General features: G+C 71.4%; 27 protein-coding genes. 22 read left to right on the forward strand and 5 right to left on the reverse strand.

Annotated elements, in window-relative coordinates; all coding sequences use genetic code 11:
* Positions 1-38 precede the first annotated feature (38 nt).
* The 3 genes from lipA to SSQG_RS10570 all read left to right on the forward strand — a co-directional run bounded on the left by lipA (position 39) and on the right by SSQG_RS10570 (position 2,264).
* Complete coding sequence (gene lipA, locus SSQG_RS10560) at positions 39-1,004, forward strand: lipoyl synthase (protein WP_003989732.1); 966 nt, start codon at positions 39-41, stop codon at positions 1,002-1,004.
* A 262-nt stretch (positions 1,005-1,266) separates the two neighbouring features.
* Complete coding sequence (locus tag SSQG_RS10565) at positions 1,267-1,473, forward strand: hypothetical protein (RefSeq protein WP_003989733.1); 207 nt, start codon at positions 1,267-1,269, stop codon at positions 1,471-1,473.
* An 89-nt stretch (positions 1,474-1,562) separates the two neighbouring features.
* The gene (locus SSQG_RS10570; RefSeq protein WP_003989734.1) at positions 1,563-2,264 is read left to right on the forward strand and encodes a DUF4191 domain-containing protein; all 702 of its coding nucleotides are present in this window, start codon (positions 1,563-1,565) and stop codon (positions 2,262-2,264) included.
* 76 nt (positions 2,265-2,340) lie between these two features.
* Here SSQG_RS10570 and SSQG_RS10575 read toward each other — a convergent pair whose 3' ends face one another.
* A complete protein-coding gene (locus SSQG_RS10575) occupies positions 2,341-2,808 on the reverse strand; it encodes an RDD family protein (RefSeq protein ID WP_003989735.1) in 468 nt (155 codons plus the stop codon).
* A 209-nt stretch (positions 2,809-3,017) separates the two neighbouring features.
* Here SSQG_RS10575 and glnA point away from each other — a divergent pair, with 209 nt between their 5' ends.
* From glnA to SSQG_RS10610, 7 genes are all read left to right on the forward strand, one after another.
* Complete coding sequence (gene glnA / locus SSQG_RS10580) at positions 3,018-4,427, forward strand: type I glutamate--ammonia ligase (RefSeq protein ID WP_003989736.1); 1,410 nt, start codon at positions 3,018-3,020, stop codon at positions 4,425-4,427.
* A 120-nt stretch (positions 4,428-4,547) separates the two neighbouring features.
* A complete protein-coding gene (locus SSQG_RS10585; protein WP_003989737.1) occupies positions 4,548-4,820 on the forward strand; it encodes a hypothetical protein in 273 nt (90 codons plus the stop codon).
* A gap of 27 nt (positions 4,821-4,847) precedes the next feature.
* Positions 4,848-5,228, forward strand: a complete 381-nt coding sequence (locus tag SSQG_RS10590) for a hypothetical protein (RefSeq protein ID WP_039932330.1) — start codon at positions 4,848-4,850, stop codon at positions 5,226-5,228.
* A gap of 99 nt (positions 5,229-5,327) precedes the next feature.
* On the forward strand, positions 5,328-6,245 hold the full coding sequence (gene htpX / locus SSQG_RS10595) for a zinc metalloprotease HtpX (RefSeq protein ID WP_003989739.1): 918 nt from the start codon (positions 5,328-5,330) through the stop codon (positions 6,243-6,245).
* Positions 6,246-6,249: 4 nt separating this feature from the next.
* The gene (gene pspAB / locus SSQG_RS10600) at positions 6,250-6,834 is read left to right on the forward strand and encodes a PspA-associated protein PspAB (RefSeq protein WP_003989740.1); all 585 of its coding nucleotides are present in this window, start codon (positions 6,250-6,252) and stop codon (positions 6,832-6,834) included.
* A gap of 64 nt (positions 6,835-6,898) precedes the next feature.
* The gene (locus tag SSQG_RS10605) at positions 6,899-8,539 is read left to right on the forward strand and encodes an alpha/beta fold hydrolase (RefSeq protein ID WP_039932333.1); all 1,641 of its coding nucleotides are present in this window, start codon (positions 6,899-6,901) and stop codon (positions 8,537-8,539) included.
* Between the two features lie 81 nt (positions 8,540-8,620).
* A complete protein-coding gene (locus SSQG_RS10610; RefSeq protein ID WP_003989742.1) occupies positions 8,621-9,808 on the forward strand; it encodes a winged helix DNA-binding domain-containing protein in 1,188 nt (395 codons plus the stop codon).
* A 100-nt stretch (positions 9,809-9,908) separates the two neighbouring features.
* Here the strand turns inward: SSQG_RS10610 and SSQG_RS10615 are convergent, their stop codons facing one another.
* Positions 9,909-10,223, reverse strand: a complete 315-nt coding sequence (locus SSQG_RS10615) for a hypothetical protein (RefSeq protein WP_003989743.1) — start codon at positions 10,221-10,223, stop codon at positions 9,909-9,911.
* A gap of 229 nt (positions 10,224-10,452) precedes the next feature.
* Here SSQG_RS10615 and SSQG_RS10620 point away from each other — a divergent pair, with 229 nt between their 5' ends.
* From SSQG_RS10620 to SSQG_RS10655, 9 genes are all read left to right on the forward strand, one after another.
* Positions 10,453-10,812: an arsenate reductase family protein gene (locus SSQG_RS10620; RefSeq protein WP_039932339.1), complete on the forward strand. Its 360-nt coding sequence runs from the start codon at positions 10,453-10,455 to the stop codon at positions 10,810-10,812.
* Between the two features lie 111 nt (positions 10,813-10,923).
* Complete coding sequence (locus tag SSQG_RS10625) at positions 10,924-11,646, forward strand: hypothetical protein (RefSeq protein ID WP_003989745.1); 723 nt, start codon at positions 10,924-10,926, stop codon at positions 11,644-11,646.
* Between the two features lie 358 nt (positions 11,647-12,004).
* A complete protein-coding gene (gene glnII / locus SSQG_RS10630) occupies positions 12,005-13,036 on the forward strand; it encodes a glutamine synthetase (RefSeq protein WP_003989747.1) in 1,032 nt (343 codons plus the stop codon).
* Positions 13,037-13,204: 168 nt separating this feature from the next.
* Positions 13,205-13,327 (forward strand): hypothetical protein, encoded by a 123-nt coding sequence (locus SSQG_RS43415; RefSeq protein WP_086025076.1) that lies wholly within the window; start codon positions 13,205-13,207, stop codon positions 13,325-13,327.
* Positions 13,328-13,445: 118 nt separating this feature from the next.
* The gene (locus tag SSQG_RS10635; protein WP_003989749.1) at positions 13,446-14,033 is read left to right on the forward strand and encodes a winged helix-turn-helix domain-containing protein; all 588 of its coding nucleotides are present in this window, start codon (positions 13,446-13,448) and stop codon (positions 14,031-14,033) included.
* Positions 14,034-14,110: 77 nt separating this feature from the next.
* Positions 14,111-15,157, forward strand: a complete 1,047-nt coding sequence (locus SSQG_RS10640) for an SDR family oxidoreductase (RefSeq protein WP_039932340.1) — start codon at positions 14,111-14,113, stop codon at positions 15,155-15,157.
* Positions 15,158-15,209: 52 nt separating this feature from the next.
* Positions 15,210-16,469 carry a sensor histidine kinase gene (locus SSQG_RS10645; RefSeq protein ID WP_003989751.1) on the forward strand — a complete coding sequence of 420 codons (1,260 nt, stop codon included), beginning with the start codon at positions 15,210-15,212 and terminating at the stop codon, positions 16,467-16,469.
* Complete coding sequence (locus SSQG_RS10650) at positions 16,460-17,113, forward strand: LuxR C-terminal-related transcriptional regulator (protein ID WP_003989752.1); 654 nt, start codon at positions 16,460-16,462, stop codon at positions 17,111-17,113. The genes SSQG_RS10645 and SSQG_RS10650 overlap by 10 nt, the downstream gene beginning before the upstream one ends.
* Positions 17,114-17,316: 203 nt before the next feature.
* Positions 17,317-18,900: a DUF1996 domain-containing protein gene (locus SSQG_RS10655; protein WP_039932341.1), complete on the forward strand. Its 1,584-nt coding sequence runs from the start codon at positions 17,317-17,319 to the stop codon at positions 18,898-18,900.
* A 70-nt stretch (positions 18,901-18,970) separates the two neighbouring features.
* Here SSQG_RS10655 and SSQG_RS10660 read toward each other — a convergent pair whose 3' ends face one another.
* On the reverse strand, positions 18,971-19,402 hold the full coding sequence (locus SSQG_RS10660) for a hypothetical protein (RefSeq protein WP_003989754.1): 432 nt from the start codon (positions 19,400-19,402) through the stop codon (positions 18,971-18,973).
* Between the two features lie 149 nt (positions 19,403-19,551).
* On the opposite strand from SSQG_RS10660, the gene SSQG_RS10665 reads away from it, so the two are divergent.
* The 3 genes from SSQG_RS10665 (at position 19,552) to SSQG_RS10675 (ending at position 22,838) form a co-directional block, all read left to right on the forward strand.
* Complete coding sequence (locus SSQG_RS10665) at positions 19,552-20,085, forward strand: tetratricopeptide repeat protein (RefSeq protein WP_003989755.1); 534 nt, start codon at positions 19,552-19,554, stop codon at positions 20,083-20,085.
* 48 nt (positions 20,086-20,133) lie between these two features.
* Entirely contained in the window at positions 20,134-22,056 is a 1,923-nt protein-coding gene (locus SSQG_RS10670; RefSeq protein ID WP_039932344.1) for a hypothetical protein, read from the forward strand.
* A gap of 92 nt (positions 22,057-22,148) precedes the next feature.
* Positions 22,149-22,838 carry a TetR/AcrR family transcriptional regulator gene (locus SSQG_RS10675; protein ID WP_003989757.1) on the forward strand — a complete coding sequence of 230 codons (690 nt, stop codon included), beginning with the start codon at positions 22,149-22,151 and terminating at the stop codon, positions 22,836-22,838.
* Positions 22,839-22,850: 12 nt separating this feature from the next.
* Here the strand turns inward: SSQG_RS10675 and SSQG_RS10680 are convergent, their stop codons facing one another.
* Positions 22,851-23,207: a 5-carboxymethyl-2-hydroxymuconate Delta-isomerase gene (locus SSQG_RS10680; protein ID WP_003989758.1), complete on the reverse strand. Its 357-nt coding sequence runs from the start codon at positions 23,205-23,207 to the stop codon at positions 22,851-22,853.
* 30 nt (positions 23,208-23,237) lie between these two features.
* Positions 23,238-24,586, reverse strand: a 1,349-nt coding sequence (locus SSQG_RS10685) for a PP2C family protein-serine/threonine phosphatase (RefSeq protein WP_063749155.1), incomplete at its 5' end; no start/stop codon positions are given.

A 24,586-nucleotide genomic window follows, 5' to 3' on the forward strand; every position in this document is an offset into this window, starting at 1 on the left:
TTGAGGGCGCCGAAGAATCAAACGCTAGGGAGCCGGTCGTGTCCGCAGTCGCACCCGACGGACGCAAGATGCTGCGCCTGGAGGTCCGCAACAGCCAGACCCCCATCGAGCGCAAGCCCGAGTGGATCAAGACCCGGGCGAAAATGGGTCCCGAGTACACGAAGATGCAGAACCTCGTGAAGAGCGAGGGCCTGCACACGGTCTGCCAGGAAGCCGGCTGCCCGAACATCTACGAGTGCTGGGAAGACCGCGAGGCGACCTTCCTCATCGGCGGCGACCAGTGCACCCGGCGCTGCGACTTCTGCCAGATCGACACCGGCAAGCCCGAGGCGCTCGACCGTGACGAGCCCCGCCGGGTGGGCGAGTCCGTGGTCACCATGGACCTGAACTACGCCACCATCACCGGCGTCGCCCGCGACGACCTGGAGGACGGCGGCGCCTGGCTGTACGCCGAGACCGTGCGCCAGATCCACCAGCAGACCGCCGGGCGCGAGGCCGGCCGCACCAAGGTCGAGCTGCTGGCCCCCGACTTCAACGCCGTCCCGGAGCAGCTGGCGGAGGTCTTCTCCTCCCGCCCCGAGGTCTTCGCGCACAACGTCGAGACAGTCCCGCGGATCTTCAAGCGGATCCGCCCCGGCTTCCGCTACGAGCGCTCCCTGAAGGTGATCACGCAGGCGCGCGACGTCGGCCTGGTCACCAAGTCGAACCTCATCCTCGGCATGGGCGAGACCCGCGAGGAGGTCAGCGACGCGCTCAGGCAGCTGCACGACGCGGGCTGCGAGCTGGTCACCATCACGCAGTACCTGCGGCCCTCCGTGCGCCACCACCCCGTGGAGCGCTGGGTGAAGCCGCACGAGTTCGTGGAGCTGCAGCAGGAGGCCGAGCAGATCGGCTTCTCCGGCGTGATGTCCGGCCCGCTGGTGCGCTCCTCGTACCGCGCCGGACGGCTCTACAAGATGGCCATGGAGCAGCGGGACGCGCGCATCGCGGCCCAGGCGGTCTGACGAACCGTCACCTCCCTTGCCCATCGCGAGGTGAGACAAGCGTGTGAATTCGCGCACAAGAGACTACTCGTCGGTAGTGACCGATTCGACGCGGTCCTGACCGTCCTCGCAGATGAGGGCGCACGTCAGGACCGCGTCCGCGTTCCACCACTCCCCTCCGGGGCTTCATGGGTGTTTGACCGGTCGGTCACGCCCTGGTAACACCAATCAGTGACGCTGGACTCACAGCACGTACACCCGCTCCCGAGGGGGGACCTCACTCATGCAGGCCGCGCCCGTTCGCGCCACCGCGATCCCGTCGTTCACCACCGCCCTGCGTGCCGTCGAGTCGCTGCTGATGAGCAGCGGTCAGCGCACCGCCCGCCGCAACGCGTGGACCTCCGTGCTGGAGGACCGCCGACGCGCCAAGGACCGGGTCGAGGCGCAGCGCGTCCTCGATCAGTCCGTGTCCGTTTCCGTTCGTCACTGACTCCGGACCGACCTCCGGCGCTCCCTCCACGCCGGCTCCCGCGGACACTGCCGTCGTCGGCGTTTGTGGGGCCACGTAGACTTCGTGCCATGGCGAGGAAGGAACCTGCAGCGGACGCTGCGAATCCCGGGCGACTGAAGCAGATCGCCCTGACCTACAAGATGACCCGCAAGGCCGACAAGAAGATCGGTCTTGTACTCGCGGCTATCGGAATCGTCACCTTCGGTGTCTTCCTCGCGATCGGTTTCTTGATCGGTCACCCCATCTATCTCGGCATCCTGGGCCTCCTGCTCGCCTTCCTCGCGATGGCGATCGTGTTCGGGCGCCGGGCCGAGCGGGCCGCCTTCGGGCAGATGGAGGGCCAGCCCGGCGCCGCCGCGGCGGTGCTCGACAACATCGGCCGGGGGTGGACGACGACCCCCGCGGTGGCGATGAACCGCAACCAGGACGTGGTGCACCGCGCGGTCGGCAAGGCCGGCATCGTGCTGGTCGCCGAGGGCAACCCGAACCGGGTGAAGTCCCTGCTCGCCGCCGAGAAGAAGAAGATGAACCGCATCGTCGCGGACGTCCCGGTGCACGACCTGCTGGTGGGCACGGGCGAGGGCCAGGTCGAGCTGAAGAAGCTGCGCACGACCATGCTCAAGCTGCCGCGCGTACTGACCGGCCCACAGGTCACCTCCACCAACGACCGGCTGCGCTCCCTCGGCGACCTGATGAGCAACATGCCGCTGCCGAAGGGCCCCATGCCGAAGGGCATGCGGATGCCGAAGGGCGGGCCGAGGGCTCGCTGACCCCGCACCCCGACACGAGCGAAGGGGCGTCCGGAGTGATCCGGACGCCCCTTCGCTCGTCTTGGTTCGCCTTGTGTCAGATGCGGACCTCGACGGTGCCGGCCAGCCGGTCGTGCAGGCCGCGGCCGTCGCGGTCCCAGATCAGGGCGGGGATCGCCAGGAAGAGCAGGACCGTACGCAGCACCGCGCGCCACGGGCTGACGCGGCCGGTGTCCAGGGCGAGCACCCGCAGGCCGAGGAGCCTCTTGCCCGGCGTGAAGCCGACCGTACCGACCGTGAGCACCATCAGCGCGAACATGATGAGCGGCGCCCAGATCTGGGCCGCCTCGTTGTAGCTCTGCGTGATGAGCCCGTATGCGATCAGGAGGCTCAGGCCCCAGTCCACGGCAAGGGCGCCCAGCCGCCGGCCCGGGCGGGCGATCGACCCGGACCCCTCCTCGGGCAGACCGAGCTGCTCACCCCGGTATCCGAAGTCGACACCGGCCTCTTCCGCGGCCGCGCGGGGCCCGGAAAGCCACGATCCGAGTGCTTGCCTGTTGTCCACCCGTCCACGGTACTGCGCCCGTAAATGACCAGGGCACGTCGGGGTGGGTCCGGGCTACGGTGGGAGGCAGCCGGTTAACTTGTGCGAAACAAATGAGTCACGCCAGAGAAATCACCCGTCCCTAGGGTCTAGGTCAGCGTGTGCCACCCGCACTGGCCGCACGATCGAACTACCACCCCGGCGGGACGGTCGGGAGTAGGAGGAGCTGGATGTTCCAGAACGCCGACGAGGCCAAGAAGTTCATCGCGGACGAGGACGTCAAGTTCATCGACGTCCGCTTCTGCGACCTGCCGGGCGTGATGCAGCACTTCACGATCCCCGCATCGGCCTTCGACCCGGCCGAGGAGCTGGCCTTCGACGGCTCCTCGATCCGCGGCTTCCAGGCCATCCACGAGTCCGACATGGCGCTGCGCGCGGACCTGTCGACCGCCCGGGTCGACCCGTTCCGCCGTGACAAGACGGTCAACATCAACTTCTTCATCCACGACCCGATCACGGGCGAGCAGTACTCCCGTGACCCGCGCAACGTGGCGAAGAAGGCCGAGGCCTACCTCGCGTCGACCGGTATCGCGGACACCGCGTACTTCGGCCCCGAGGCCGAGTTCTACGTCTTCGACTCCGTCCGCTTCGCGACCAGCGCGAACGAGTCCTTCTACCACATCGACTCCGAGGCCGGCGCCTGGAACACCGGTGCCCTCGAGAACAACCGTGGTTACAAGGTCCGCTACAAGGGCGGCTACTTCCCGGTCCCGCCGGTCGACCACTTCGCCGACCTGCGTGCCCAGATCTCCCTGGAGCTGGACCGTGCCGGTCTGCAGGTGGAGCGCCAGCACCACGAGGTGGGCACCGCCGGCCAGGCCGAGATCAACTACAAGTTCAACACGCTGCTCGCCGCGGCCGACGACCTCCAGCTCTTCAAGTACATCGTGAAGAACGTGGCGTGGCAGAACGGCAAGACCGCGACCTTCATGCCGAAGCCGATCTTCGGTGACAACGGCTCGGGCATGCACGTCCACCAGTCCCTGTGGACCGGCGGCCAGCCGCTCTTCTACGACGAGGCCGGTTACGCGGGCCTGTCGGACACCGCCCGCTACTACATCGGCGGCATCCTCAAGCACGCCCCGTCGCTGCTGGCCTTCACCAACCCGACGGTGAACTCGTACCACCGCCTGGTGCCGGGCTTCGAGGCGCCGGTCAACCTGGTCTACTCGCAGCGCAACCGCTCCGCGGCCATGCGTATCCCGATCACGGGCTCGAACCCGAAGGCCAAGCGCGTCGAGTTCCGCGCGCCCGACTCCTCCGGCAACCCGTACCTGGCCTTCTCGGCGCTGCTGCTCGCGGGTCTGGACGGCATCAAGAACAAGATCGAGCCGGCCGAGCCGATCGACAAGGACCTCTACGAGCTGGCCCCCGAGGAGCACGCGGGCGTCCCGCAGGTCCCGACCTCGCTCCCGGCCGTCCTCGACCGTCTGGAGGCCGACCACGAGTTCCTGCTCGCGGGCGACGTCTTCACGCCGGACCTGATCGAGACGTGGATCGACTACAAGCGCACGAACGAGATCGCCCCGCTGCAGCTGCGTCCGCACCCGCACGAGTTCGAGCTCTACTTCGACGTGTGATCGACAGGTGATCGGCGCCTGACCCAGGCAGATCGACCGCGCCCCCGCCGGCTTACGCCCAGCGGGGGCGCGGTCGTATGTTCTATTCTGCTGAGAGGACCACACGGGGGTGGAGAGGGTATGCCCGAGCACGAACAGGACGGCCAGGAGCGCGAGTTCGACCTCAGATGGGCGGACCGGGCCGAACACAAGGAGCCCTCCGCACGGGCCCGCATGCTCGCCGCCCGCTGGAAGCACAACCCGCCCGGGCCCGTCCCCTTCCGCCCCGACCCCGACCACAGGTACTCCGGCCGCCGCTCCCGGTCGTCGTGGGTCTCCACGGCCATCGTCCTCGGCAGCGTCGCGGCGGTGATCCTGCTGCTCGGGTACATCAACTTCCGGGCGCCGTACTAGAGCGCGCGGCTGTTAGCGTCCGGCCTCGTGGGCGACAGGGTGTACGTGGGCAACGCCGGTGAGGACGCCGCGCTGGACCGGGGGTGGATCCTCGGGCACTTCAAGGGCGTCGGGGATCCGCGGCGCAGTGAGGATGTCGAGGTCAAGTGGGGGATTCATCCCCGGGGGGACGCGCGGGCGCGGTGGGTGCGGGGTGAGGAGCGTACGGCGCTGCTGGTGCTGATCAGCGGGCGGTTCCGGGTGGAGCTGCCCGGGCGCAGTGTGCTGCTGGAGCGGCAGGGGGACTACATCGTGTGGGGGCGTGGAGTCGATCACTCCTGGTTCGCCGAGGAGGAGTCGGTGGTGCTGACCGTTCGATGGCCGTCCGTGCCCGGATACGCGGTGGACGGGGAGCCGGGCACCCCCTAGGACTCCTTTGCTCGTCCTGGGGGCGAGCGCGACCCGTTCATGGGCGGGGGCGGGTGCACACTGGCAGTGGGACGAGTGCCTGACTGCGGGGTGATGCAGATGCAGAGCCGCTTCCGGAGCGACCGGCGGTTGACCACCCGGATGGGGGTCACGCTGTTTCTGCTCGGGTTGTTGTACGTGGGGTTCGTCGCCGCGCTGATCGTGGTGCTGAAGTCGTGGGTGCTGGTCGTCGTGGTCGCGGCGGGGCTGCTGGGTGCTCAGTACTGGTTCTCGGACCGGGTCGCGCTGTTCGCGATGCGCGGGCGGGTCGTGGAGCGGGACGAGTATCCCGAGTTCCACAGCGTGGTCGACCGGCTGTGTGCCATGGCCGACATGCCCAAGCCCGTGGTCGCCGTGTCCGCTATGGACATGCCCAACGCGTTCGCCACCGGGCGGAACCCGGACCACGCCGTGGTCTGTGTGACGACCGGGCTGCTCAGGCGGCTGGATCCCGCCGAGCTGGAGGGCGTGCTCGCGCACGAGCTGTCCCACGTGGCGCACAAGGACGTCGCCGTGATCACGGTCGCGTCGTTCCTGGGTGTGATCGCGGGGCTGATCGTGCGGTTCGCCTTCTACTCGCAGCTGTTCAGCGAGAGCCGCAGGGACCAGAACACGGCGGCGATCTTCGCCGTGGTGATGGGTGTGTCGGCGGCCGTGTACGCGATCAGTTTCCTGCTGATCCGGGCCCTGTCCCGGTACCGGGAACTGGCGGCGGACCGGGCGGCGGCGCTGCTCACCGGCCGGCCCTCGGCGTTGGCCTCCGCGCTGACCAAGGTGTCCGGGGACATCGCCCGCATCCCGACGAAGGACCTGCGCACCGCCCAGGCCTTCAACGCCTTCTACTTCACTCCGGCGCTGGGCAGCGAGCCCGGTGTCGCGCGGCTCTTCTCGACCCACCCGAGCCTGGAGCAGCGGCTCGAACAGCTGGGCCGGATCTCCACCGAGCTGGGCGAGGCGGCGACACCCGGAGGGGTGTGAGCGAATGGGGCTGCTGGACATCCTGCTCGGCAGGACGAAGCCGGTCGCGCCGGATCTGGACCGGCTCTTCGCCCTGCCGTCGGCGGCCGTGACGCTGGAGGCCGCGGCGGGCTTCACCCCGACCGGGCAGGGCGCGGTCTGCTTCGCCACGGTCGAGGGCGCGGCCTTCGAGCAGAGCCACCGCGAGGTGCAGGCGCTGCTGGACGCGGACACCGACCGCGAGGGCCCACCGGTGGAGCTCCGGCAGGACGGCTACGGCTACTCCTGGTTGATCTCATCCCGCGCGCCCGACCAACTTCCCGAGCTCGTGAACGACCTCCACGCCGTCAACAGCCAGATGGAGGTCAACGGGTTCGGGCCCCAGCTGCTGTGTTCCCTGGCCGGGTTCCGGGACCGGTCGGGCCGGCGGCTCGCGCTGGTGTACCTCTACAAGCGCGGCACGTTCTACCCGTTCGGGCCCCTGCCGGGCGAGGCGGAGCGACGGGACAACGCGCTGGAACTGCAGGTGCGGGCCGCGCTCGCCGAGGACCTGCCGATCGAGCAGGACCTGGGGCGCTGGTTCCCCCTCTGGGGAGCGCCGGGCCTCTGATCGCCCCGCATGCCCGGTCTGCGATCGCCCCTCGCGCCCACGTACCGCGTGAGTGAATGGCCGGATGAGTGAGCTGATGCCCTTCACGCATGCCGTCGACGGTGAACTACTCAGCGGGTGGTATGGCGGCACTCGCGCGGGTGAGGCGGCCAGGGCTACCGTCGTCCTGCTGCACGGGGCGGGCAACGGCAGCAAGGAGCGGCTGGTGCCGCTGCTGTCGGAGTTCGCCGCCCACGGTTGCCGTACCCTCGCCTTCGACTTCTCCGGGCACGGGGAGAGCACCGGTCTGCTGAGCGAGCTGAGCCTGCGCCGCCGCTTCGACCAGGCCGTCTCCGTCATCGACGCCCGCGCGGGCGTCGACGAGCCGTTGGTCCTGGTCGGGTTCAGCATGAGCGGCCAGACGGTGGCCGACCTGGTGCGGCACTACGGGGAGCGGGTCGAGGCGCTGGGACTGTGCGCGCCCGCGGTGTACGCGGCACAGGCCTGGGACGTGCCGTTCGGGGCGGGCGACGGGCGGTTCAGCGAGGTCATCCGGCGGCCGGGCAGCTGGCGGACGTCGCCCGCGCTCGACGTGCTGCGGGCGTACGAGGGGCGGGCCGTGCTCGCTGTGCCGGGCACGGACGAGGTCATCCCGCCCGCTGTGACGGAGGCCGTATCGGAGGCGCTGGCCCGGCGCGCGCAGTTCACCCACTGGGAGCTGCCGGAGGCGGAGCACCGGCTGGGTCTGTGGTTCCGTGACCATCCCGAGGACGGACAGAAGTTCGTCGGCGCGCTACTGACCGGGCTCGGCGAGCGGGGCTGGACGGCGACCCGCGCCTGGGTGGCCAAGCAGCTCCCGGAGGGGCGCACCGTCAGCGAGTCGGCCTTCCTGACGGGTGGTTGGAGCGCCCAGATGCGGCGGCTCACCCTGGACGACGGCAGCGCACTCGCCCTGCGGACCTTCGTGCAGCCCTTCTTCCGGCGGCACGCGCCCGGGCTGCTGGCCCGCGAGGCGGAGATGTTCGCCCTGCTGGCCGGGGAGGACGGGGTGCCGGCTCCCGGGCTGGTCGGTGTGGACGCGACCGCCGAGCACTGTGACCACCCGTCCCTGCTGATGTCCGTGCTGCCGGGGCGGGTCCGGGTCGACGAGGAGGACCTCGACCGCCGGGTGGACCTGCTGGCGGCCCAGCTGGCCCGGATCCACCGGGTGGTTCCCGGGGTGCGGCCCCGGGCCTACCAGGCGTGGACCTCTCCCGAGCGGGTGCGCGCCCCGGAGGGTGCGATGTGGGAGCGGGCGGTGGACGTGATCCGCCGGGATCCGCCGCCGTACGAGGGCTGCTTCCTGCACCGGGACTTCCACCCCGGGAACGTGCTGTTCACGGGCGCGGGGGAAGGTCTGCGGATCAGCGGGGTCGTCGACTGGGTGGAGACCTCGTGGGGGCCCGCCGACCTGGACGTCTCCCACTGCTCGACGGGGCTCGCGCTATTGCACGGGCCGGAGTACGGCCTCCGTTTCCGGGAGCGCTACGCGGCGCACGGCGGGAGCCCGCTCGCCGCCGGGCCGGACCATCTGTACTGGCGGCTGCTCGACGCGCTGGCCTACGTCCCCGACGCGGCGAAGCTGGCGGGCCCGTGGCGGGAGCTGGGCCGGACGGATCTGACGCCGGAGGTGCTGGCCGGGCGGCTTCAGGCGTATGTGGCGGGGCTGCTGGAGCGGTACGCCTGAGTCATGCGCCGACGGTCGATTGTCAGTGGTGTTGGCGATGATGCGGTGAGGTCCGGACGGGCGCGAGGAGTGGAGGCCGGTATGGGCGGGGCGCGGCGGTTCATCGGGGTGGCGGAGCGGCGGGCGCGGCTCGCGCTGCGGCAGCGGCTGGCCGGAGCGGCGCGGGCGCGGACGCCCGAGGAGGTCGCCGGTTCGCTCGTCGCCCTGCACGGCACGGACCCGGCGACGGTGTACCTGGCGGTGGGCGCGCGTCTGGCGGATCCCGGGCACACGGTGGCGGAGACCGGGCGCGCGCTGTACGAGGACCGTTCCCTGGTGCGGATGCACGGCATGCGGCACACGGTGTTCGTGTTCCCCACGGCCCTGACCGCCGTCGTGCACGCCTCGACCGGTCTGGCGGTCGCCGCCCGGGAGCGGGCCGCGCTGCTCAAGGACATGGCGACGGCAGGGGCGCCGGACGCGGCCTGGCTGAAGGAGGTCGAGGAGTCGGCCCTGGCGGCTCTCGCCCGGCGCGGACAGGCGACGGCCGCCGAGCTCGCCCAGGACGAGCCGCGCCTGCGGGAGCAGTTCGTGTACGCGGCCGGCAAGCGCTACGAGGGGGTGCACACGGTCTCGACCCGGCTGCTGAGGGTGCTGGGTGTCGAGGGGAAGGTCGTACGCGGCCGTCCCCTCGGCTCCTGGACGTCCAGCCAGTTCCGCTGGGCCGTCGCGCCCGAGCACCCCGAGCTGGACACCGCGCAGGCGCAGGCGGAGCTGCTCAGGCGGTGGCTCGCCGCGTGCGGTCCGGCCACCGAGGACGACCTGAAGTGGTGGACGGGGTGGCGGGTGACGGAGGTCCGCGGGGCGCTGGCCGCGATCGGGGCGGAGCCGGTGTCGCTGGACGAGGGCACGGGATACGTGACCGAAGGTGACGCCGGTCCGCCGGCCGCGTTCGACGAGCCCTGGGCCGCCCTCCTCCCCGGCCTCGACCCGACGGCGATGGGCTGGCAGCAGCGCGACTGGTATCTCGCGCCCGAGCTGCGGCCCCACATGTTCGACCGCAGCGGGAACGTCGGGCCGACGGTGTGGTGGAACGGGCGCGTGGTCGGCGGCTGGGCCCAGCGGCCCGGCGGGGAGATCGTCTGGCGCGTCCTCGACGAGGCGGGCCTGGGCCGGGATGCGCACGCGGCGATCGAGAGGGAGGCGGAGCGGCTGACCGGCTGGCTCGGCACGACGAAGGTCACCCCGCGCTTCCGCACCCCCCTGGAGAAGGAGCTGGCGGCGGGCTGACACGGCCCCGCACCACGACGACATGGCCGAGGCGCCGACGGGGCGGCGGCGCCGGGCACCCCGCCGAGCGGGGCACCCGGCGCTCCGGAGCGGGTCGGTGTCAGCGCGCGTAACGCATCAGCGCCCGCACCATGTGGCAGGTGGTGTCCGACGGGGGGTGGACGCCGATCAGCTCCGCCACGTCACGGATCGTCTCGTTGCGGGCCTGGTTCGGCATGTGGACGCCGGAGTCGAGCAGGGCGATGGCGAGTCGCATCGCCTTGAGGCGACGGTTGTGCGTGACGTACCACTCGCGCGGCCGGCCCGGCGGCAACGGCCGCTTCGCCACGGGCGCGTACGGCAGGTCGAGCTGGACAGGGCGCTTCGCGGTGGACTGGGTGGGCAACGGCTTCGGCTTCAGAGCGGCAGCGGGCACAGGCATCCTCCTGTCGCGGTCGGGTGGCCCACGGAGACTTCGGCGTCCCCGGCGCCACCCTCGAACACTGCTTACAGTTTACCGCCGGGCACTGACATCAGGGAGTCCGCCGAGCCCGGCAAATGCCCAGGTGGAGAAGGAAATTGGCGCCGCGTCACGGCAGGTCCGGGAGGGGCGTATGAGTCGGCGGAAAAATCGAACAGAGCCGAGGGCGCGTACGGTGAGCCCCATGGAGATCTGGATCAACCCGGCCTGTTCGAAGTGCCGCAGTGCCGTGCAGCTGCTCGACGCCGAGGGCGCCGACTACACCGTCCGCCGCTACCTGGAGGACGTGCCGAGCGAGGACGAGATCCGGCAGGTGCTGGACCGCCTCGGCCTCGAACCCTGGGACATCACCCGCACCCAGGAGGCCGAAGCCAAGGAACTCGGTGTCAAGGAGTGGGCCAGGGACGCGAGTGCACGGGACCAGTGGATCAAGGCCCTGGCCGAGCACCCCAAGCTGATCCAGCGGCCGATCATCACCGCGGACGACGGCACGGCGGTGGTCGGGCGCACCGACGAGGCCGTACGGGACGCCCTCTCCCGCTGACGGCCCCACCGTGACGCAGGTCACGTCAGCTACTCCCGGAACCGCTGAGTAACTTCGTTCGGTATCTCGTACATAGCGACGTACGCTCCCCTACCTCTTCAGGAGGCGCGCATGTCGCGTAGGAGAACTCTCGGCCCGAAGAAGAAGATCGCGCTGCTGGTGAGCGCGGTGACCGTGGCGGGCGGCGGGGCCTTCGTCATGGCGAGCACGTCGAACGCCTCGCCGCCGACCACCAAGTCGGCCGCGGAGTCGACGGCCTGCCTGGGGCTCGCCACCGCACTCGGCAACAACGAGAAGTTCATCGCCGACCAGCAGGCCAACCCCGACGCACAGTCGGAAGCCCGGATCGCCAACCGCCAGGCGGTCATCGAGGAGATCAAGCGGAAGCAGGAGGCGTCGGGGTGCACGGTTGGGGAGTCGGCTCAGGACTCCCAGACCGCGCAGCCGTCGCAGCCCGCGCAGGGCGGTGAGCAGGCCGGCGGCGGAGAGCAGGCCGGCGGCGCTGAGGAGGCCGGGGGTGCCCAGGCCTCGCAGCCCGCGGAGTCCGCACCGGCGGAAAACGCGGGTGGTGGCGCTGCGGCCTCCGGTCAGCAGGTCTGCAACGGCTCCACCGTCACGCTCTCCGGCGAGGGCGGTGCCCCTGCCGCGTCCAGCAACCAGTTCCCGGCCGGCACGAAGCTGAAGGTCACCAACCTGGACAACAACAAGTCCACGACGGTGGAGGTCACTTCGGTCTCCGGCAGCTGTGTGCTGCTCAACAACGCGGCCTTCGAACAGGTCCGTGAGGCCGGCAAGTTCCTGATCCGCCGGGCCGTGATCGAGAAGGTGGGGTGACGCCGTACGGACGACTGAGTCACTGAGGCGGCGGCCACCCCCTCGGCCGCCCCTCGTACGTGTCACCGGTCCTGCTGCTCCCGGCCAGGAGCAGCGGGACCGGCATGTCGTCCGGGACACCCGGCGCCGGTCACCGGCTCGACGGAGGGGAGCCGGTGACCGGCACCAAGGGGCCGCCGAACGCCCGCACGGCGTGAGGTGGGGCACAGTGCCGCCAGGTAACACGGGGTTCACATTCGAGCAATGGACGGGTAATCGCCTGTTGACAGGCTGCCGGGCAGCAGACGCGGCGCGCCGGTGCCGCTGCGCCGCAAGCACCCGCGAAACGCGCCAGACACACCCCCGAAGGATGTGGCCCGTGACCTTCAAGGCTGAGTACATCTGGATCGACGGCACCGAGCCGACGGCCAAGCTCCGTTCCAAGACCAAGATCATCACGGGTCAGCCCGCCGGTCTCGACGCGCTGCCGATCTGGGGCTTCGACGGGTCCTCCACCAACCAGGCCGAGGGGCACTCCTCGGACTGTGTCCTGAAGCCGGTCTTCACCTGCCCGGACCCGATCCGTGGCGGCGACGACATCCTGGTGCTGTGCGAGGTCCTGAACATCGACCTCACCCCGCACGCCAGCAACACCCGTGCCGCGCTGGCCGAGGTCGCCGAGAGGTTCGCCGCTCAGGAGCCGATCTTCGGCATCGAGCAGGAGTACACCTTCTTCCAGGACGGCTACCCGCTCGGCTTCCCCAAGGGCGGCTTCCCGGCCCCGCAGGGCGGCTACTACTGCGGTGTCGGCGCCGACGAGATCTTCGGCCGTGACGTCGTCGAGGCGCACCTCGACAACTGCCTGAAGGCCGGTCTCGCCATCTCCGGCATCAACGCCGAGGTCATGCCCGGCCAGTGGGAGTTCCAGGTCGGCCCGGTCTCCCCGCTGGAGGTCTCCGACCACCTGTGGGTGGCCCGCTGGCTGCTCTACCGAACCGCCGAGGACTTCGACGTCGCCGCCACCCTGGACCCGAAGCCGGTCAAGGGCGACTGGAACGGCGCCGGCGCGCACACCAACTTCTCCACCAAGGCGATGCGCGAGTCCTACGACGCGATCATCACCGCGGCCGAGTCGCTCGGTGAGGGCTCCAAGCCGCTCGACCACGTCAAGAACTACGGCGCCGGCATCGACGACCGCCTGACCGGTCTGCACGAGACCGCCCCGTGGAACGAGTACTCCTACGGCGTCTCCGACCGCGGTGCCTCGGTCCGTATCCCGTGGCAGGTCGAGAAGGACGGCAAGGGCTACATCGAGGACCGCCGTCCGAACGCCAACGTGGACCCGTACGTGGTGACGCGTCTGCTCGTCGACACCTGCTGCTCGGCGCTGGAGAAGGCCGGCCAGGTCTGACCTGCCCCGCACGTTCCCGAGGAGGCGCTCACCGTTCGCGGTGGGCGCCTCCGTTCGTCTGCCGCGACGCCGTGGCTTGTCGCGCAGTTCCCCGCGCCCCTTCGGGGCACTTGTCCAAGCAGTGAGAGAAGACTGCCGGTGCCGGGTCCCCTCTGGTTCAATGGACCCATGGCCAGCTACCAGAAGCACACCGCGACGGGTCGTCACGACCTCGAGCCCTTCTGGCCGTCCCGTCAGCACCACGACTTCGACCGGGTGTGTTGCCGCGCGACGAACGCGCCGGCCCTCTAAAGCCGTACACCCCGGCCTTCGGCCAGCGCGAACCGCGTACGTCCTCGGCGACCCCGACCACGAACTCGCGGCCGTCGACCTCTCCGACGAACCTCTCGCGCGAAAGAGCTGACCTCTCATGGCGACCACTCGTTCCCTGTCCACCGCCACACTCGACGCCCCCTCGACGAACGGTCCCCGGCACCGGCTGCGTGCCGTCGACCGGGACGAGGTGGTCACCGTCGCGGACCTGCTGCCGCCGGGCGCCACATGGCTGCCGGCGCCGCAGCACACCCTGCCCACGTTGCCGGGGCAGCCGCCGATGATCGGCTACCTGGTGCTCGTCCCGGCCGACCAGCAGCCGCCGTTTCCCGTGGCGGTGCCGGACCGGCCGGAGTCCGTCGGCCCCGCGTCCGGCACCGAGCCGGGCGGCGACGCGCTGATCAGCGTCGACACCGTGCAGCGCACCGCACAGGTGGCCGGGCGTCCGCTCGACCTCACGTACCTGGAGTTCGAACTGCTGGCCCACCTGGTGGCGCACCCGGGCCGGGTGCACACCCGTGACCAACTGGTCGGCACGGTGTGGGGCTACGGGCACGTGGGCGACGGCCGCACGGTCGACGTCCACATCGCCCGCCTGCGCCGCAAGCTGGGTGCGGAACACCGCGACACGATCCGGACGGTACGCCGCGTCGGCTACAAGTACGTGCCGCCGACGGGAGCCTGACCTCCGAAGCGACCGGGCCTCTCTGCTGACGGCAGATTCGGTTCCGCCGGACCACCGGGCCGGGCAGAGTCACCGGCATGAGACTTCTGGTGCTGGGTGGTACGGAGTTCGTGGGCCGGGCCGTCGTGGAGGCGGCCCTGGGGCGGGGCTGGGACGTGACCGTCTTCCACCGGGGACGGCACGAGGCGCCCCCGGGCGTGCGGTCGCTGCTCGGCGACCGCACCGCGCCCGGCGGTCTCGCCGCCCTCACGGCGGACGAGGCCGAGTGGGACGTCGTCGTCGACACCTGGTCGGCGGCGCCCCGCGCGGTGCGGGACACGGCGCGGCTGCTGCGGGGCCGCGCCGGCCGGTACGTGTACGTGTCGAGCTGCTCGGTGTACGCGTGGTCCCCGCCCGCCGGGTACGCCGAGGACGCGCCCGTGGTGGAGGGCGCCTCGGCCGGCGCGGAGCAGACCGCGTACGCGCAGGACAAGCGCGGCGGAGAGCTGGCCGTCCTGGACGCCTTCGGCGAGGACCGGTCGGTGCTCGTGCGGGCCGGGCTGATCCTCGGGCCGTACGAGAACGTCGGCCGCCTCCCGTGGTGGCTGACCCGAACGGCTCGCGGTGGCCCGGTCCTGGCGCCGGGGCCGCGGGACCTCCCCCTGCAGTACGTCGATGTCCGGGACTTGGCCGAGTGGATCCTCGGCACCGTGGAGCGGGGGCTGAACGGGCCGTACAACCTGGTGAGTCCCCAGGGGCACGCCACGATGGGGACGCTCCTCGACGCGTGCGTGAAGGTCACGGGCGGCGCGGCCGAGCTTCGGTGGACCGAGCCCGAGGTGATCCTCGACGCGGGCGTCGAACCGTGGGTCCAGCTGCCGGTGTGGGTGCCGCCGGGCAGCGACATGCACGACGCCCTGCACAGCGCCGACGTCTCCAGGGCGCTGGCGACGGGCCTGCGCTGCCGGCCGGTCGCGGAGACCGTGGCCGACACCTGGAACTGGCTGCGGGGCATAGGCGGTGTCGCGCCCCAGCGAGCGGACCGGACGCGAAAGGGGCTGGACCCGGAGGTGGAGGCGAAGGTGCTCGCGACCGCCGACGCCCCCGGCACGGACGGCGGAGGTGTACGTAACACCACCCCGTGACCGGGTGTTCCGCCCCAGTGACCCCGCGGCCCCGCTCCGCGAGACTGACGCCATGACCATGGACACGAAGAACGGCGACGTGCGGACGAAGGGGCGGGGCGTCGGGCTCGCCGCGGTGCGGGGGCTGGCGCTGGCCCTGATCTCGCTGCCGGGGGCGGTGCTGTGCTTCTGTCTGTCCCTCGTCTCCATCGCGCTGATCCCGATCGGGGTCGGGCTCGTCACGACGCCGTACGTGCTGGCGGGGGTGCGGGCGTTCGCGAACTGGCGGCGGGTGCTCGCCGCGGAGTGGGGCGGGGTGCGGATCCCCCCGGCGTACCGGCCGCTGCCGAAGGACGCCAACCCCTGGGCGCGCACCTTCGGAATGCTGTCCGACCCGGCGACCTGGCGGGACCTGTTGTGGCTGCCGGTGGACATGACGGCCGGGTTCGTCACCGCGCTGCTGCCCGCGGTGCTGCTGCTCTATCCGCTGGAGGGCTTCGCGATCGCGGCCGGGCTGTGGCGGGTCTTCCCCGACGGGTACTGGTACGGGTTCGTGCCGGTCACCGGGCAGGCGTCCGCGCTCGGCGCGGCGGCCCTCGGCCTCGCCCTGCTGTTCAGCGCGTACTTCCTCACCCCGCGCCTGCTGGACGTCCACTTCCGGCTCACCCGTGCCGTGCTCGGCGCGGACCAGGGCGAACTGGCCGAGCGGGTACGGGTCCTGACCGAGACCCGGCGGGACGCGGTCGACACCTCCGCCGCCGAACTGCGGCGCATCGAACGGGACCTGCACGACGGGGCCCAGGCCCGGCTGGTCGCCGTCGGCATGGACCTCGGCACCATCGAGGCGCTCCTCGACAAGGACCCGGACCAGGCGAAGAAGCTGATCGCGCAGACCCGTGCCTCCTCGGTCGAGGCCCTGTCCGAGCTGCGCGAGCTGGTGCGCGGCATCCACCCGCCGGTCCTCGCCGAGCGCGGACTGGGCGACGCCGTACGGGCGCTGGCGCTGCGGCTGCCGGTGGCCACCGAGGTGAGCGTGGACCTGCCCGGGCGGGCGAAGGCGCCCGTGGAGTCCGCCGCGTACTTCGCCGTCAGCGAGGTGCTGACCAACGCCGTGAAGCACTCCGGCGCCGACCGGATCTGGGTCGACCTGCACCGGGCGGACGGCATGCTGCGGGCGACCGTCACCGACAACGGCAAGGGCGGCGCGGTGATCGAGGCCGGTTCGGGACTGGCCGGGGTGGAGCGGCGGCTGGGTACATTCGACGGCGTCCTGGCCGTCAGCAGCCCCGCGGGCGGTCCCACCATGGTCACCATGGAGATCCCTTGCGCGTAGTCCTGGCCGAAGACCTCTTCCTGCTGCGCGACGGACTCGTCCGGCTGCTCCAGGCGCACGGGTTCGAGATCGCGGCGGCCGTCGAGTCCGGTCCGGAACTGGCCGCCGCGCTGGCCGAACTGGAGCCGGACGTCGCCGTGGTCGATGTCCGGCTGCCGCCCACGCATACCGACGAGGGGCTGCAGTGCGCGCTCGACGCCCGAAGGAAGCGGCCCGGGCTCCCGGTGCTGGTGCTCTCCCAGCACGTGGAGCAGTTGTACGCGCGTGAACTGCTCGCCGACGGCAGCGGTGGGGTCGGGTACCTGCTGAAGGACCGGGTGTTCGACGCCGAGCAGTTCGTGGACGCCGTACGGCGGGTCGCCGCCGGTGGCACGGCGATGGATCCGCAGGTCATCCAGCAGCTGCTGGCGCGCCGCTCGGGCGACGACCGGCCGCTGGCGCGGCTGACGCCCCGGGAGCTGGAGGTGCTGGAGCTGATGGCGCAGGGGCGGACCAACGCGGCGATCGCGGGGCGGCTGGTCGTGACGGAACGGGCGATCGCCAAGCACACCGCGAACATCTTCGCCAAACTGGGACTGGAGGTCTCGGACGACGACAACCGTCGCGTGCTGGCGGTTCTCGCGTATCTCGACCACGGCCGGTGAAACCGGACGGGCCCATGCACCCGCTGTGGGTGATCAACAACTCCCGGTGGCAAAGGGGCTGTTGAGGGCAGAAGGCCCTCACGCATCTCGCATCAATTTCCGAGACATCTGAACACCTGTGGGACCACCTCCGTATGGATGGGAGCCGCTTCACTCCTGTCGGGCGCCTCGATGCCCCCGAAAAAGGAAGTCAGAGGAGTTCCATGGGAAGCAACACAAGAAAACGCCGGACGCCGCTGGCCACCAAGGCCATAGCCGCATCGGCAGCCCTAGCGCTCGGTGGGGGCGGGCTGATCTGGGCAAACTTCTATGCCTCGGCGCATGAGGAGAACTCGGCGAACCAGACGAAGTCCGCGGGCGCACAGGTCGCCACGATCCAGTGCCCGGACGTCGGACAGCAGCTGACCGACGTGCCGGACGGGGCGCGTCAGGGCGTGGACAAGGAGCTGGCGAACCTCGACAAGCAGATCAGCGAGGCCTACACCCGGCTCGCCTCCACGCGTCAGGCCCAGGCCGGTGACTCCGGCTTCGTCAACAACGCCATCCTCAGCCCGCTGAAGTCGAAGCGGACCGCGGTCATCGACCGGATCGGCATCAACATCAAGCGGGTGGGCGGAAAGGCTCCGGACAACCTCGCCCAGATGGCCGAGTGCAAGGGCATGGCCGCCGACGCGAACACCACCGACGGCCAGGCCGGCGGTGGGCAGAACAACGACGGCCAGAACCAGGACGGTCAGAACCAGGACGGTCAGAACCAGGACGGCCAGAACCAGGACGGCCAGAACCAGGACGGCCAGAACCAGGACGGTCAGAACCAGGGCGGTCAGGACCAGGGGCAGGGCGGCAACGGCGGTCAGGGCGGCAACGGCCCGGCGGCCGACGACTTCATCAACATCGAGGACGTCCAGCCCAACTCCCGCAACCTGCCGAACGGTCTTGCCGCGAACGGCAACGGCGGCTCCACGGGTACGTTCACCACGGAGTGCGGCACCAACGAGAACGAGAACCGCAACTCGGACAACGTGATCGTGGCGCCCGGCGTGTCCAACGGTGCCCAGCACCAGCACGACTACGTCGGCAACCAGAACAACAACGCCTTCGCGAGCGACCAGGATCTGGAGAACGGTCAGACGACCTGCCAGAACCAGGGCGACAAGTCGACGTACTTCTGGCCGGTCATCCGCGTCCAGGACGGTTCGGACGACATCGACGCCGGTCAGCCCGGCGGTGGTCAGGACGGCAACGTCGGCAAGATCGTCCAGCCGGCCGAGGCGCAGCTGAAGTTCGTCGGCAACAAGACGAGCGACGTCGTCGCCATGCCGAAGGCCCTGCGCATCATCACCGGTGACGCCAAGTCCTTCACCAACGGCCTGAACAACGCCAACACGTCCTGGACCTGCACGGGCTTCGAGGACCGTCAGGTGACGGACAAGTACCCGATCTGCCCCGACGGCAGCAGCGTGGTCCGGCTGTCCAACTTCCAGAGCTGCTGGGACGGCCAGAACATCGACAGCGCCAACCACCGCACCCACGTGGACTTCGTGGAGGCGGACGGCAGCTGCTCGAACGGCTTCAAGGCCATCCCCCAGCTCCAGGTCCGCCTGGTCTACGACGTCCAGGCGCCGCAGATCAACAACGGGCAGGTGCAGAACGCCTTCGCGGTGGACTCCTTCCCGGAGCAGCTGCACAAGCCGATCACCGACCACAACGACTTCATCAACTTCTTCGACGAGAACGTGATGAACCAGATGGTCCAGTGCATCAACAGCGGGCAGGACTGCAAGTAGTCCTCGCCCAGAAGAAAGCCGGCGGTGGGATCTCCCACCGCCGGCTTTCTCGTCTTCCCGGACCGTGCGGTCAGCCGTGGTGGCCGCCCTTGTTGTGGCTGCCGCCGGGGTTCATGTGCTCGGAACCCTCCTCCATGGTCCCGCCGAGCGTGCCCTGCAGCGACGTGACCGTCTTCTCCTGGCCGACCGCGACCCATTTGCGGCCGACGAGGTAGTAGCCGCCGTAGTCCTTGGCGCTGTTCAGCCACTCGCGCTGGCCGCGGTCGGTGGCGAAGGTGGCGAGGATGTACTTCTCCTTGCCCTTCTTGCAGATGGCCTGGCGGATGGTGTCGGCGTCCGTCTGCATATTGGGCTTGCACTCGGCCTCGGCCGCGATGTGCTCCAGGCTGCCGGTCACCTCCTTGGGGACGGCAGCCTCGTCCTTGCCGCCGGATCCGCAGCCTGCCAGCGCCAGTATCGCCACCGCGCCGCTCAGCGCGAGCATCGGTCGGGTCACCCTCATCTGTTCCTCCGGTCCTTGTCACGGCACGGTCCGGACGCATGCCGCACGGAGCCCCGGCAAGAGGCTCTCTGGCCTTCGGTACGGCTGGGGAGCGCCCGGTGCTCAAATTTCCGGTGCCCGGGTGGGCACGTCCGTGCGAGGGTGTCCCGGTGAACCAGGACTGGGAAGACCGGGTGGCCGCCCTGTGGAGCCGATTCGACGACTACGGCGAAGGGGAGGAGGCCGAGGCGCGCTTCCGGGCCGACGTCGACGCCCTCGTCGCCGAGCTGCCGGAGGGCAGTCCCCACGGGCCCTTCGAACAGGCCTGCGCCTGGGACTCCACGGGCCACTCGGGCAAGGCGGTCCCGCTGTACCGGGAGGCGCTGGCCCGCGGGCTCGCCGAGGTGAGCCCCTACAAGGCGCGCCGGACGAAGATCCAGCTGGCGAGCTCGCTGCGGAACACCGGCCGGGCCGAGGAGGGTGTCGCGCTGCTGACGCCCGAGCTGGTCGCGCCGTCCGACGAACTCGACGATCCCGTGCGCGCCTGTCTCGCCCTGTGTCTGTCCAGCCTGGGCCGGGACCGCGAGGCACTGTCGCTCGCCCTGGGTGCCCTGGCCCCGCATCTGCCGCGTTACCAGCGGTCGATGGCGAACTACGCCCGGCTGCTCGTGGAGCCGGGCCCGCAGGAGCAGCCGGGGGCGTGACGCTCCGCGGTCAGGTGACCATCGAACGATTCGCTCGTTCTGCTGAACGTGCAGTCACAGGATGTCGCCCAGCGCCCCGCGTCCCCCTCCCCCGCCGGCCCGGTCGTCGACGTCGAGCAGGCCGAGGCCGCGCTCGTCGAGCACTACCCGCGGCTCGTGCGGCTCGCCTACCTGGTGCTGCCGCCGGGCACGGGCCGCGGCAGGCGCGTCCTGACCGCACACGCCCTCACCCAGCGGGCGCTGCCCCGCGGCAACCGCACACCGGCACCGGTGATCCCCACCCAGTCGACCGGACGTGACGGCGACCCCGGCTACGCCCTGATCCGTCTCCAGGTGCTGCGTACGGCGCTGGAGGCGGGGCTGCCGCTGACACGCAAGGCGTGGCCCAGGCGGGCCCAGCTGCCGCCGCTGCTGCCGCAGGTGTGGGGCCTGAAGCTGTTCCCGCGCTCCGGCGGCGCCGACGAACTCGCCCTGGACCAGCGGCTGTCCACCCTGTCCGGGCCGGCCCGGGCCGCCTACGCGCTGCGCGGACTGGAACGGCTGGAGGACGACGGCGTGCGCAAGGTGCTCACGGCCGCGGGCGTCGCCGACCCGGACGGCGCGCTGCTGGAGGCCGACGGGATCCCCGCCCAGTACGGGCTGCTCGACTCGCCCGAGTTCGACCCCTGCTCGCTCCAGGCCCGCCCCACCGACCTGATGCGCCGCCGCCAGCATCTGAAGGCGGCGCTGGCCGCCGGGGCCGCGCTGCTGGTCTGCGGGGCGCTCGGTCTGCCCGGCGGGGGCTGGGGCCCGGACGGCGCCGCCGCGCCTGCGTACGCGCGGAACCCGGCCGCCCAGGCCGCCCTGGACCCGGCGAAGCTGACCAGGGTCTCCCCCGCCGTCTGGCGCAGCTCGGCGCGCACCGACTTCTCCGTGTGGCCGGCCCGCGGCGACCTCACCGGCGACACGGCCCTGCTGCGCCGCGCCCTGGCCGTCTGGGCCCGCCCCGGCGGGACGGTCCAGGTGTCGGCGACGCCCGGCACCCCGTCCGGTGGCCCGGCCGGACCGCCGCAGCTGCTGTACGCGGGGACGGTCGACGCCGCCCGGGTGGTGATCCTCCACGACGGTTGGCGCGTCGCCCGGTACGCCGAACCGAAGGACGGCACGCAGGGCGCCGCGCTCGACTTCGCGCGGGTCGACGGCGCCGGCCGGGCCGAGGCGAGTGCGGTGGTCCTCGGCCGGGCCGACGGCAACGTCCGTTATCTGACCGCCCCCTGGGTGGAGAAGGCGGGCGAGCGGGACCTGATGAAGCCCGGCTCGGGCGCGATGGACCTCGCCCTCACCGACGGGGTCACGGCGCCGCTGGCCAGCCCGGTCCTGCGCTCCGGCGGGTGCACCTCGTGGAACGTGCTGCAACTGACCGACGGCACGGGCAAGCGCCTGCTGACCGACCTCGGCGAACTGGTCCCGGCCCGGCTCACCACCGGGCGGCCGGGCTCCCCGCGCGAGGTGTCCGGTGCCGAGGCGCTGCGCACCTGGAAGCCGTACGCGTGCTCACTGGGCACGGTGCGCTCCGCGGGTGTCCGCAGCGTCAACGCCTGGGCGTTCAACGAGCAGCGGCTGCCCGACGTGAGCGGTTTTGCCGCGTGGGTGTGCACGCGGGCCGAGACCTGGCGGGGCGGCGGGGCGCGGGTGCTGGCGCAGTTCCACACGCCGGGCGGGACGTACGGGGCGGTCGCGGCGAAGGCCGAGGACGTCCCGGCGTGCGGGGCCCGCGATCCGCATGTGCTGGCGGGTGTGCTGTGGAAGTCGGGGGCGGGCGACTGGTATCTGCTGGCCGCCGGCAGCCGGGAGACCGCGTCGATCCGGGCGAAGGGCGGGGTCAGCGGGTCGGCGCGGGGCAGTCTGCTGAGCGTGCCGGCCGAGCGGGGGGTGCGGGCCGAGCTGAAGGGGACGCTGCGGGACGGACGGCCGGTCGGCGGACTGCGCTGAGCGCAGTTGAGGTGCCCACCCGGCGCGTGCGCCCGAACCTCCCCGATCGATCCGGTCCGTTCGCGGCCGGAATCAATCGGTAAGGTGTTCGCATGACTACCGGGGTTCGCCGCAGATTGGGAGTCGAGGAGCGGCGGCAGCAGTTGATCGGCGTCGCCCTCGAACTGTTCAGCCGCCGCTCGCCCGACGAGGTCTCCATCGACGAGATAGCGTCGGCCGCGGGCATTTCACGCCCGTTGGTCTACCACTACTTTCCCGGCAAACTCAGCCTGTACGAGGCCGCGTTGAAGCGGGCCTCGGACGAGCTCGCGGCGCGTTTCGTGGAGCCGCACGAGGGCCCGCTGGGGGCGCGGCTGCTGCGTGTGATGCACCGCTTCTTCGACTTCGTCGAGGAACACGGACCCGGTTTCGCCGCCCTCATGCGCGGCGGTCCGGCTGTCGGCTCCTCGAGGACCAACGCCCTGATCGACTCCGTGCGGCAGGCCGCGTATGTCCAGATCCTTTCGCACCTGGGCGTGACCGATCCGCCGCCGCGTCTGGAACTGGTCGTCCGGTCCTGGATCTCGCTCGCCGAGTCGACGGCCCTGATCTGGCTGGACGGCCGGCGCATCCCGCGGGCCGAGCTGGAACCGCAGCTCGTCAACGACTTCGCCGCGCTCGCCGCCGTCAGCGCCACCTACGACGAGGAGATGGCGGCCCTGCTGCGCCGCATCGTCAAGGACGAGCCGGCCGACGGCCCGTTCGCGAACCTGGCCGGCCGGCTGGTGGCGCTGGCGTCCTGACCCCGCCCGGCGTCAGCCCTCGAACTTCCGGTACGACGGGTCCAGGTCACGGACTTCGGCGGAGGCGTGCAGCACGATCCCCGCGGCGGGCTTGAGGTACGTCCGCAGCAGTTCGAGGGCGGCCTCGGTGAGCCGGGCCTTGGTCTCCTCGGTGCGGCCGGCGAGCAACGCGAGGTGGACGTGCACATGGGAGTGTCCCTCGGCCTCCGGGCCGACCACGATGTCCTCGGTCGGGCGGAACCGGGTCTTGCACGCCGGCGGCTTCGCGGCCGCGATCTCGACGGTGGCCTCGTGCAGCGCCTTCGCGAACCCGGGCCGGTCGAAGTCGTCCGCGAGGTCGGCGGAATAGTCGACGGTGATCTGCGGCATCTGTACTCCTGTTGTGGGCGGCCAACGGGCTCACCCTAACCGCAGGGCCAGCATCGCGATGTCGTCGTCCCGGTCGTGGCCGAAGCAGCCGAGCAGCACGTCACAGAGGGTGTCGAGGCCGTCGGGGGCGTCGGCGGCGGCGGTGCGCAGCTGTTCCATGGAGGTGTCGAGGGGGATGCCGCGGGTCTCGATGAGCCCGTCGGTGACCATGAGGATCCGGTCGGTGGGCTTCAGCTGCCCCTCGGTCGGCGGGGGACGCTCCAGCCCGAGCCCGAGCAGTGGGCCGCACGCGTCGACGTACCGCGCGCCGCCTCCGCCTCTCAGGATCAGCGGCGGGATGTGTCCGGCGTTGGCGATCCGCATCCGCCCGCTGCCGGGGTCGACCAGGGTCAGGCACACCGTGGCCGTGACGTCGGGGTGGTACAGCTGGAGCATCCGGTCGAGCCGCCCGGCCAGCACCGCCGGGTCGCTCTCGCTCACGCAGTAGGCGCGCAGGGCGTGCCGGATCTCGACCATGACGGTGGCCGCGTCCAGCGAGTGCCCGACGACGTCCCCGACGGCGGTGAGCACGCCCTCACCGGTGCGCAGGGCGGCGTAGAAGTCGCCGCCGATCTCGGTCTCCTGGGACGCGGGCACGTAGCGGACGACGATGTCGACGCCGGGCAGGTCGGGCAGCTTGTGCGGCTGCGGGAGGAAGCTGCGCTGGAGGGTGAGGGCGACGTGCCGCTCCACCTGGTACAGCAGCAGCGGTTCGGCGGCGAGCGCGGTGGCCTGGGCGAGGCGGGCGAGCAGTCCGTCGTCCGCGGGGTCGGTGGCCGGGACGCGCCGTACGGGCGTGGCCAGGCCCACCGCCGAGCGGCCGTCCTGGGCCGGCGCCACGGTCAGGCGGGCGTCCTCCTCGACGCCCGGCCGGAAGACCCCGGACGGCCACAGCGGCGCGGGGACGACCGCGCTGTGCACACCCGTGCGGCCCTCGGCGAGCCGGGTGACCAGCCGGGCCGCCGTGCGGTGGGCGGCACTGTCCGCCGGGGCGGGGCGGCAGTGCGCCGTGCCCCGGTGCGTCTCGCCGTCCGGGCCGATCACAAAGGCCACGGCGGGCGAGGCGGTGAGCCGTGCGGTGCCTTCGGCGGCCGCGGCGGCGAGCTCCTGCGGGCAACGCGCCGCCTGCACGGTGATGATGGCCTCGGACAGCAGCGTCAGACGCTGGACGACCGACTCGGCGCCCGTGGCGCGGCGCGCCCCGCGCACGGCGGCCCGCACCACGGCCTGGATCTCCTGTGGCTCGGCCGGCACGGTCAGATAGGCGTCCCCGCCCGCGTCCAGGCCCCGGCACCGGTCGCCGGGCGCGGTCGCGGCGGCGGAGAAGTGCACGACGGGCA

Origin of the sequence: Streptomyces viridochromogenes DSM 40736 (genome assembly GCF_000158955.1) — a bacterium.
GTDB lineage: Bacteria > Actinomycetota > Actinomycetes > Streptomycetales > Streptomycetaceae > Streptomyces > Streptomyces venetus.

Bases quoted from the DNA above. Each gene is read 5' to 3' on its own strand.
- SSQG_RS10565 (WP_003989733.1), top strand. From the start codon at position 1,267: ATGCAGGCCGCGCCCGTTCGCGCCACCGCGATCCCGTCGTTCACCACC.
- SSQG_RS10570 (WP_003989734.1), top strand. From the start codon at position 1,563: ATGGCGAGGAAGGAACCTGCAGCGGACGCTGCGAATCCCGGGCGACTG.
- glnA (WP_003989736.1), top strand. From the start codon at position 3,018: ATGTTCCAGAACGCCGACGAGGCCAAGAAGTTCATCGCGGACGAGGAC.
- SSQG_RS10585 (WP_003989737.1), top strand. From the start codon at position 4,548: ATGCCCGAGCACGAACAGGACGGCCAGGAGCGCGAGTTCGACCTCAGA.
- htpX (WP_003989739.1), top strand. From the start codon at position 5,328: ATGCAGAGCCGCTTCCGGAGCGACCGGCGGTTGACCACCCGGATGGGG.
- pspAB (WP_003989740.1), top strand. From the start codon at position 6,250: ATGGGGCTGCTGGACATCCTGCTCGGCAGGACGAAGCCGGTCGCGCCG.
- SSQG_RS10605 (WP_039932333.1), top strand. From the start codon at position 6,899: ATGAGTGAGCTGATGCCCTTCACGCATGCCGTCGACGGTGAACTACTC.
- SSQG_RS10610 (WP_003989742.1), top strand. From the start codon at position 8,621: ATGGGCGGGGCGCGGCGGTTCATCGGGGTGGCGGAGCGGCGGGCGCGG.
- SSQG_RS10620 (WP_039932339.1), top strand. From the start codon at position 10,453: ATGGAGATCTGGATCAACCCGGCCTGTTCGAAGTGCCGCAGTGCCGTG.
- SSQG_RS10625 (WP_003989745.1), top strand. From the start codon at position 10,924: ATGTCGCGTAGGAGAACTCTCGGCCCGAAGAAGAAGATCGCGCTGCTG.
- SSQG_RS43415 (WP_086025076.1), top strand. From the start codon at position 13,205: ATGGCCAGCTACCAGAAGCACACCGCGACGGGTCGTCACGACCTCGAG.
- SSQG_RS10635 (WP_003989749.1), top strand. From the start codon at position 13,446: ATGGCGACCACTCGTTCCCTGTCCACCGCCACACTCGACGCCCCCTCG.
- SSQG_RS10640 (WP_039932340.1), top strand. From the start codon at position 14,111: ATGAGACTTCTGGTGCTGGGTGGTACGGAGTTCGTGGGCCGGGCCGTC.
- SSQG_RS10645 (WP_003989751.1), top strand. From the start codon at position 15,210: ATGACCATGGACACGAAGAACGGCGACGTGCGGACGAAGGGGCGGGGC.
- SSQG_RS10655 (WP_039932341.1), top strand. From the start codon at position 17,317: ATGGGAAGCAACACAAGAAAACGCCGGACGCCGCTGGCCACCAAGGCC.
- SSQG_RS10660 (WP_003989754.1), bottom strand. From the start codon at position 19,402: ATGAGGGTGACCCGACCGATGCTCGCGCTGAGCGGCGCGGTGGCGATA.
- SSQG_RS10675 (WP_003989757.1), top strand. From the start codon at position 22,149: ATGACTACCGGGGTTCGCCGCAGATTGGGAGTCGAGGAGCGGCGGCAG.
- SSQG_RS10680 (WP_003989758.1), bottom strand. From the start codon at position 23,207: ATGCCGCAGATCACCGTCGACTATTCCGCCGACCTCGCGGACGACTTC.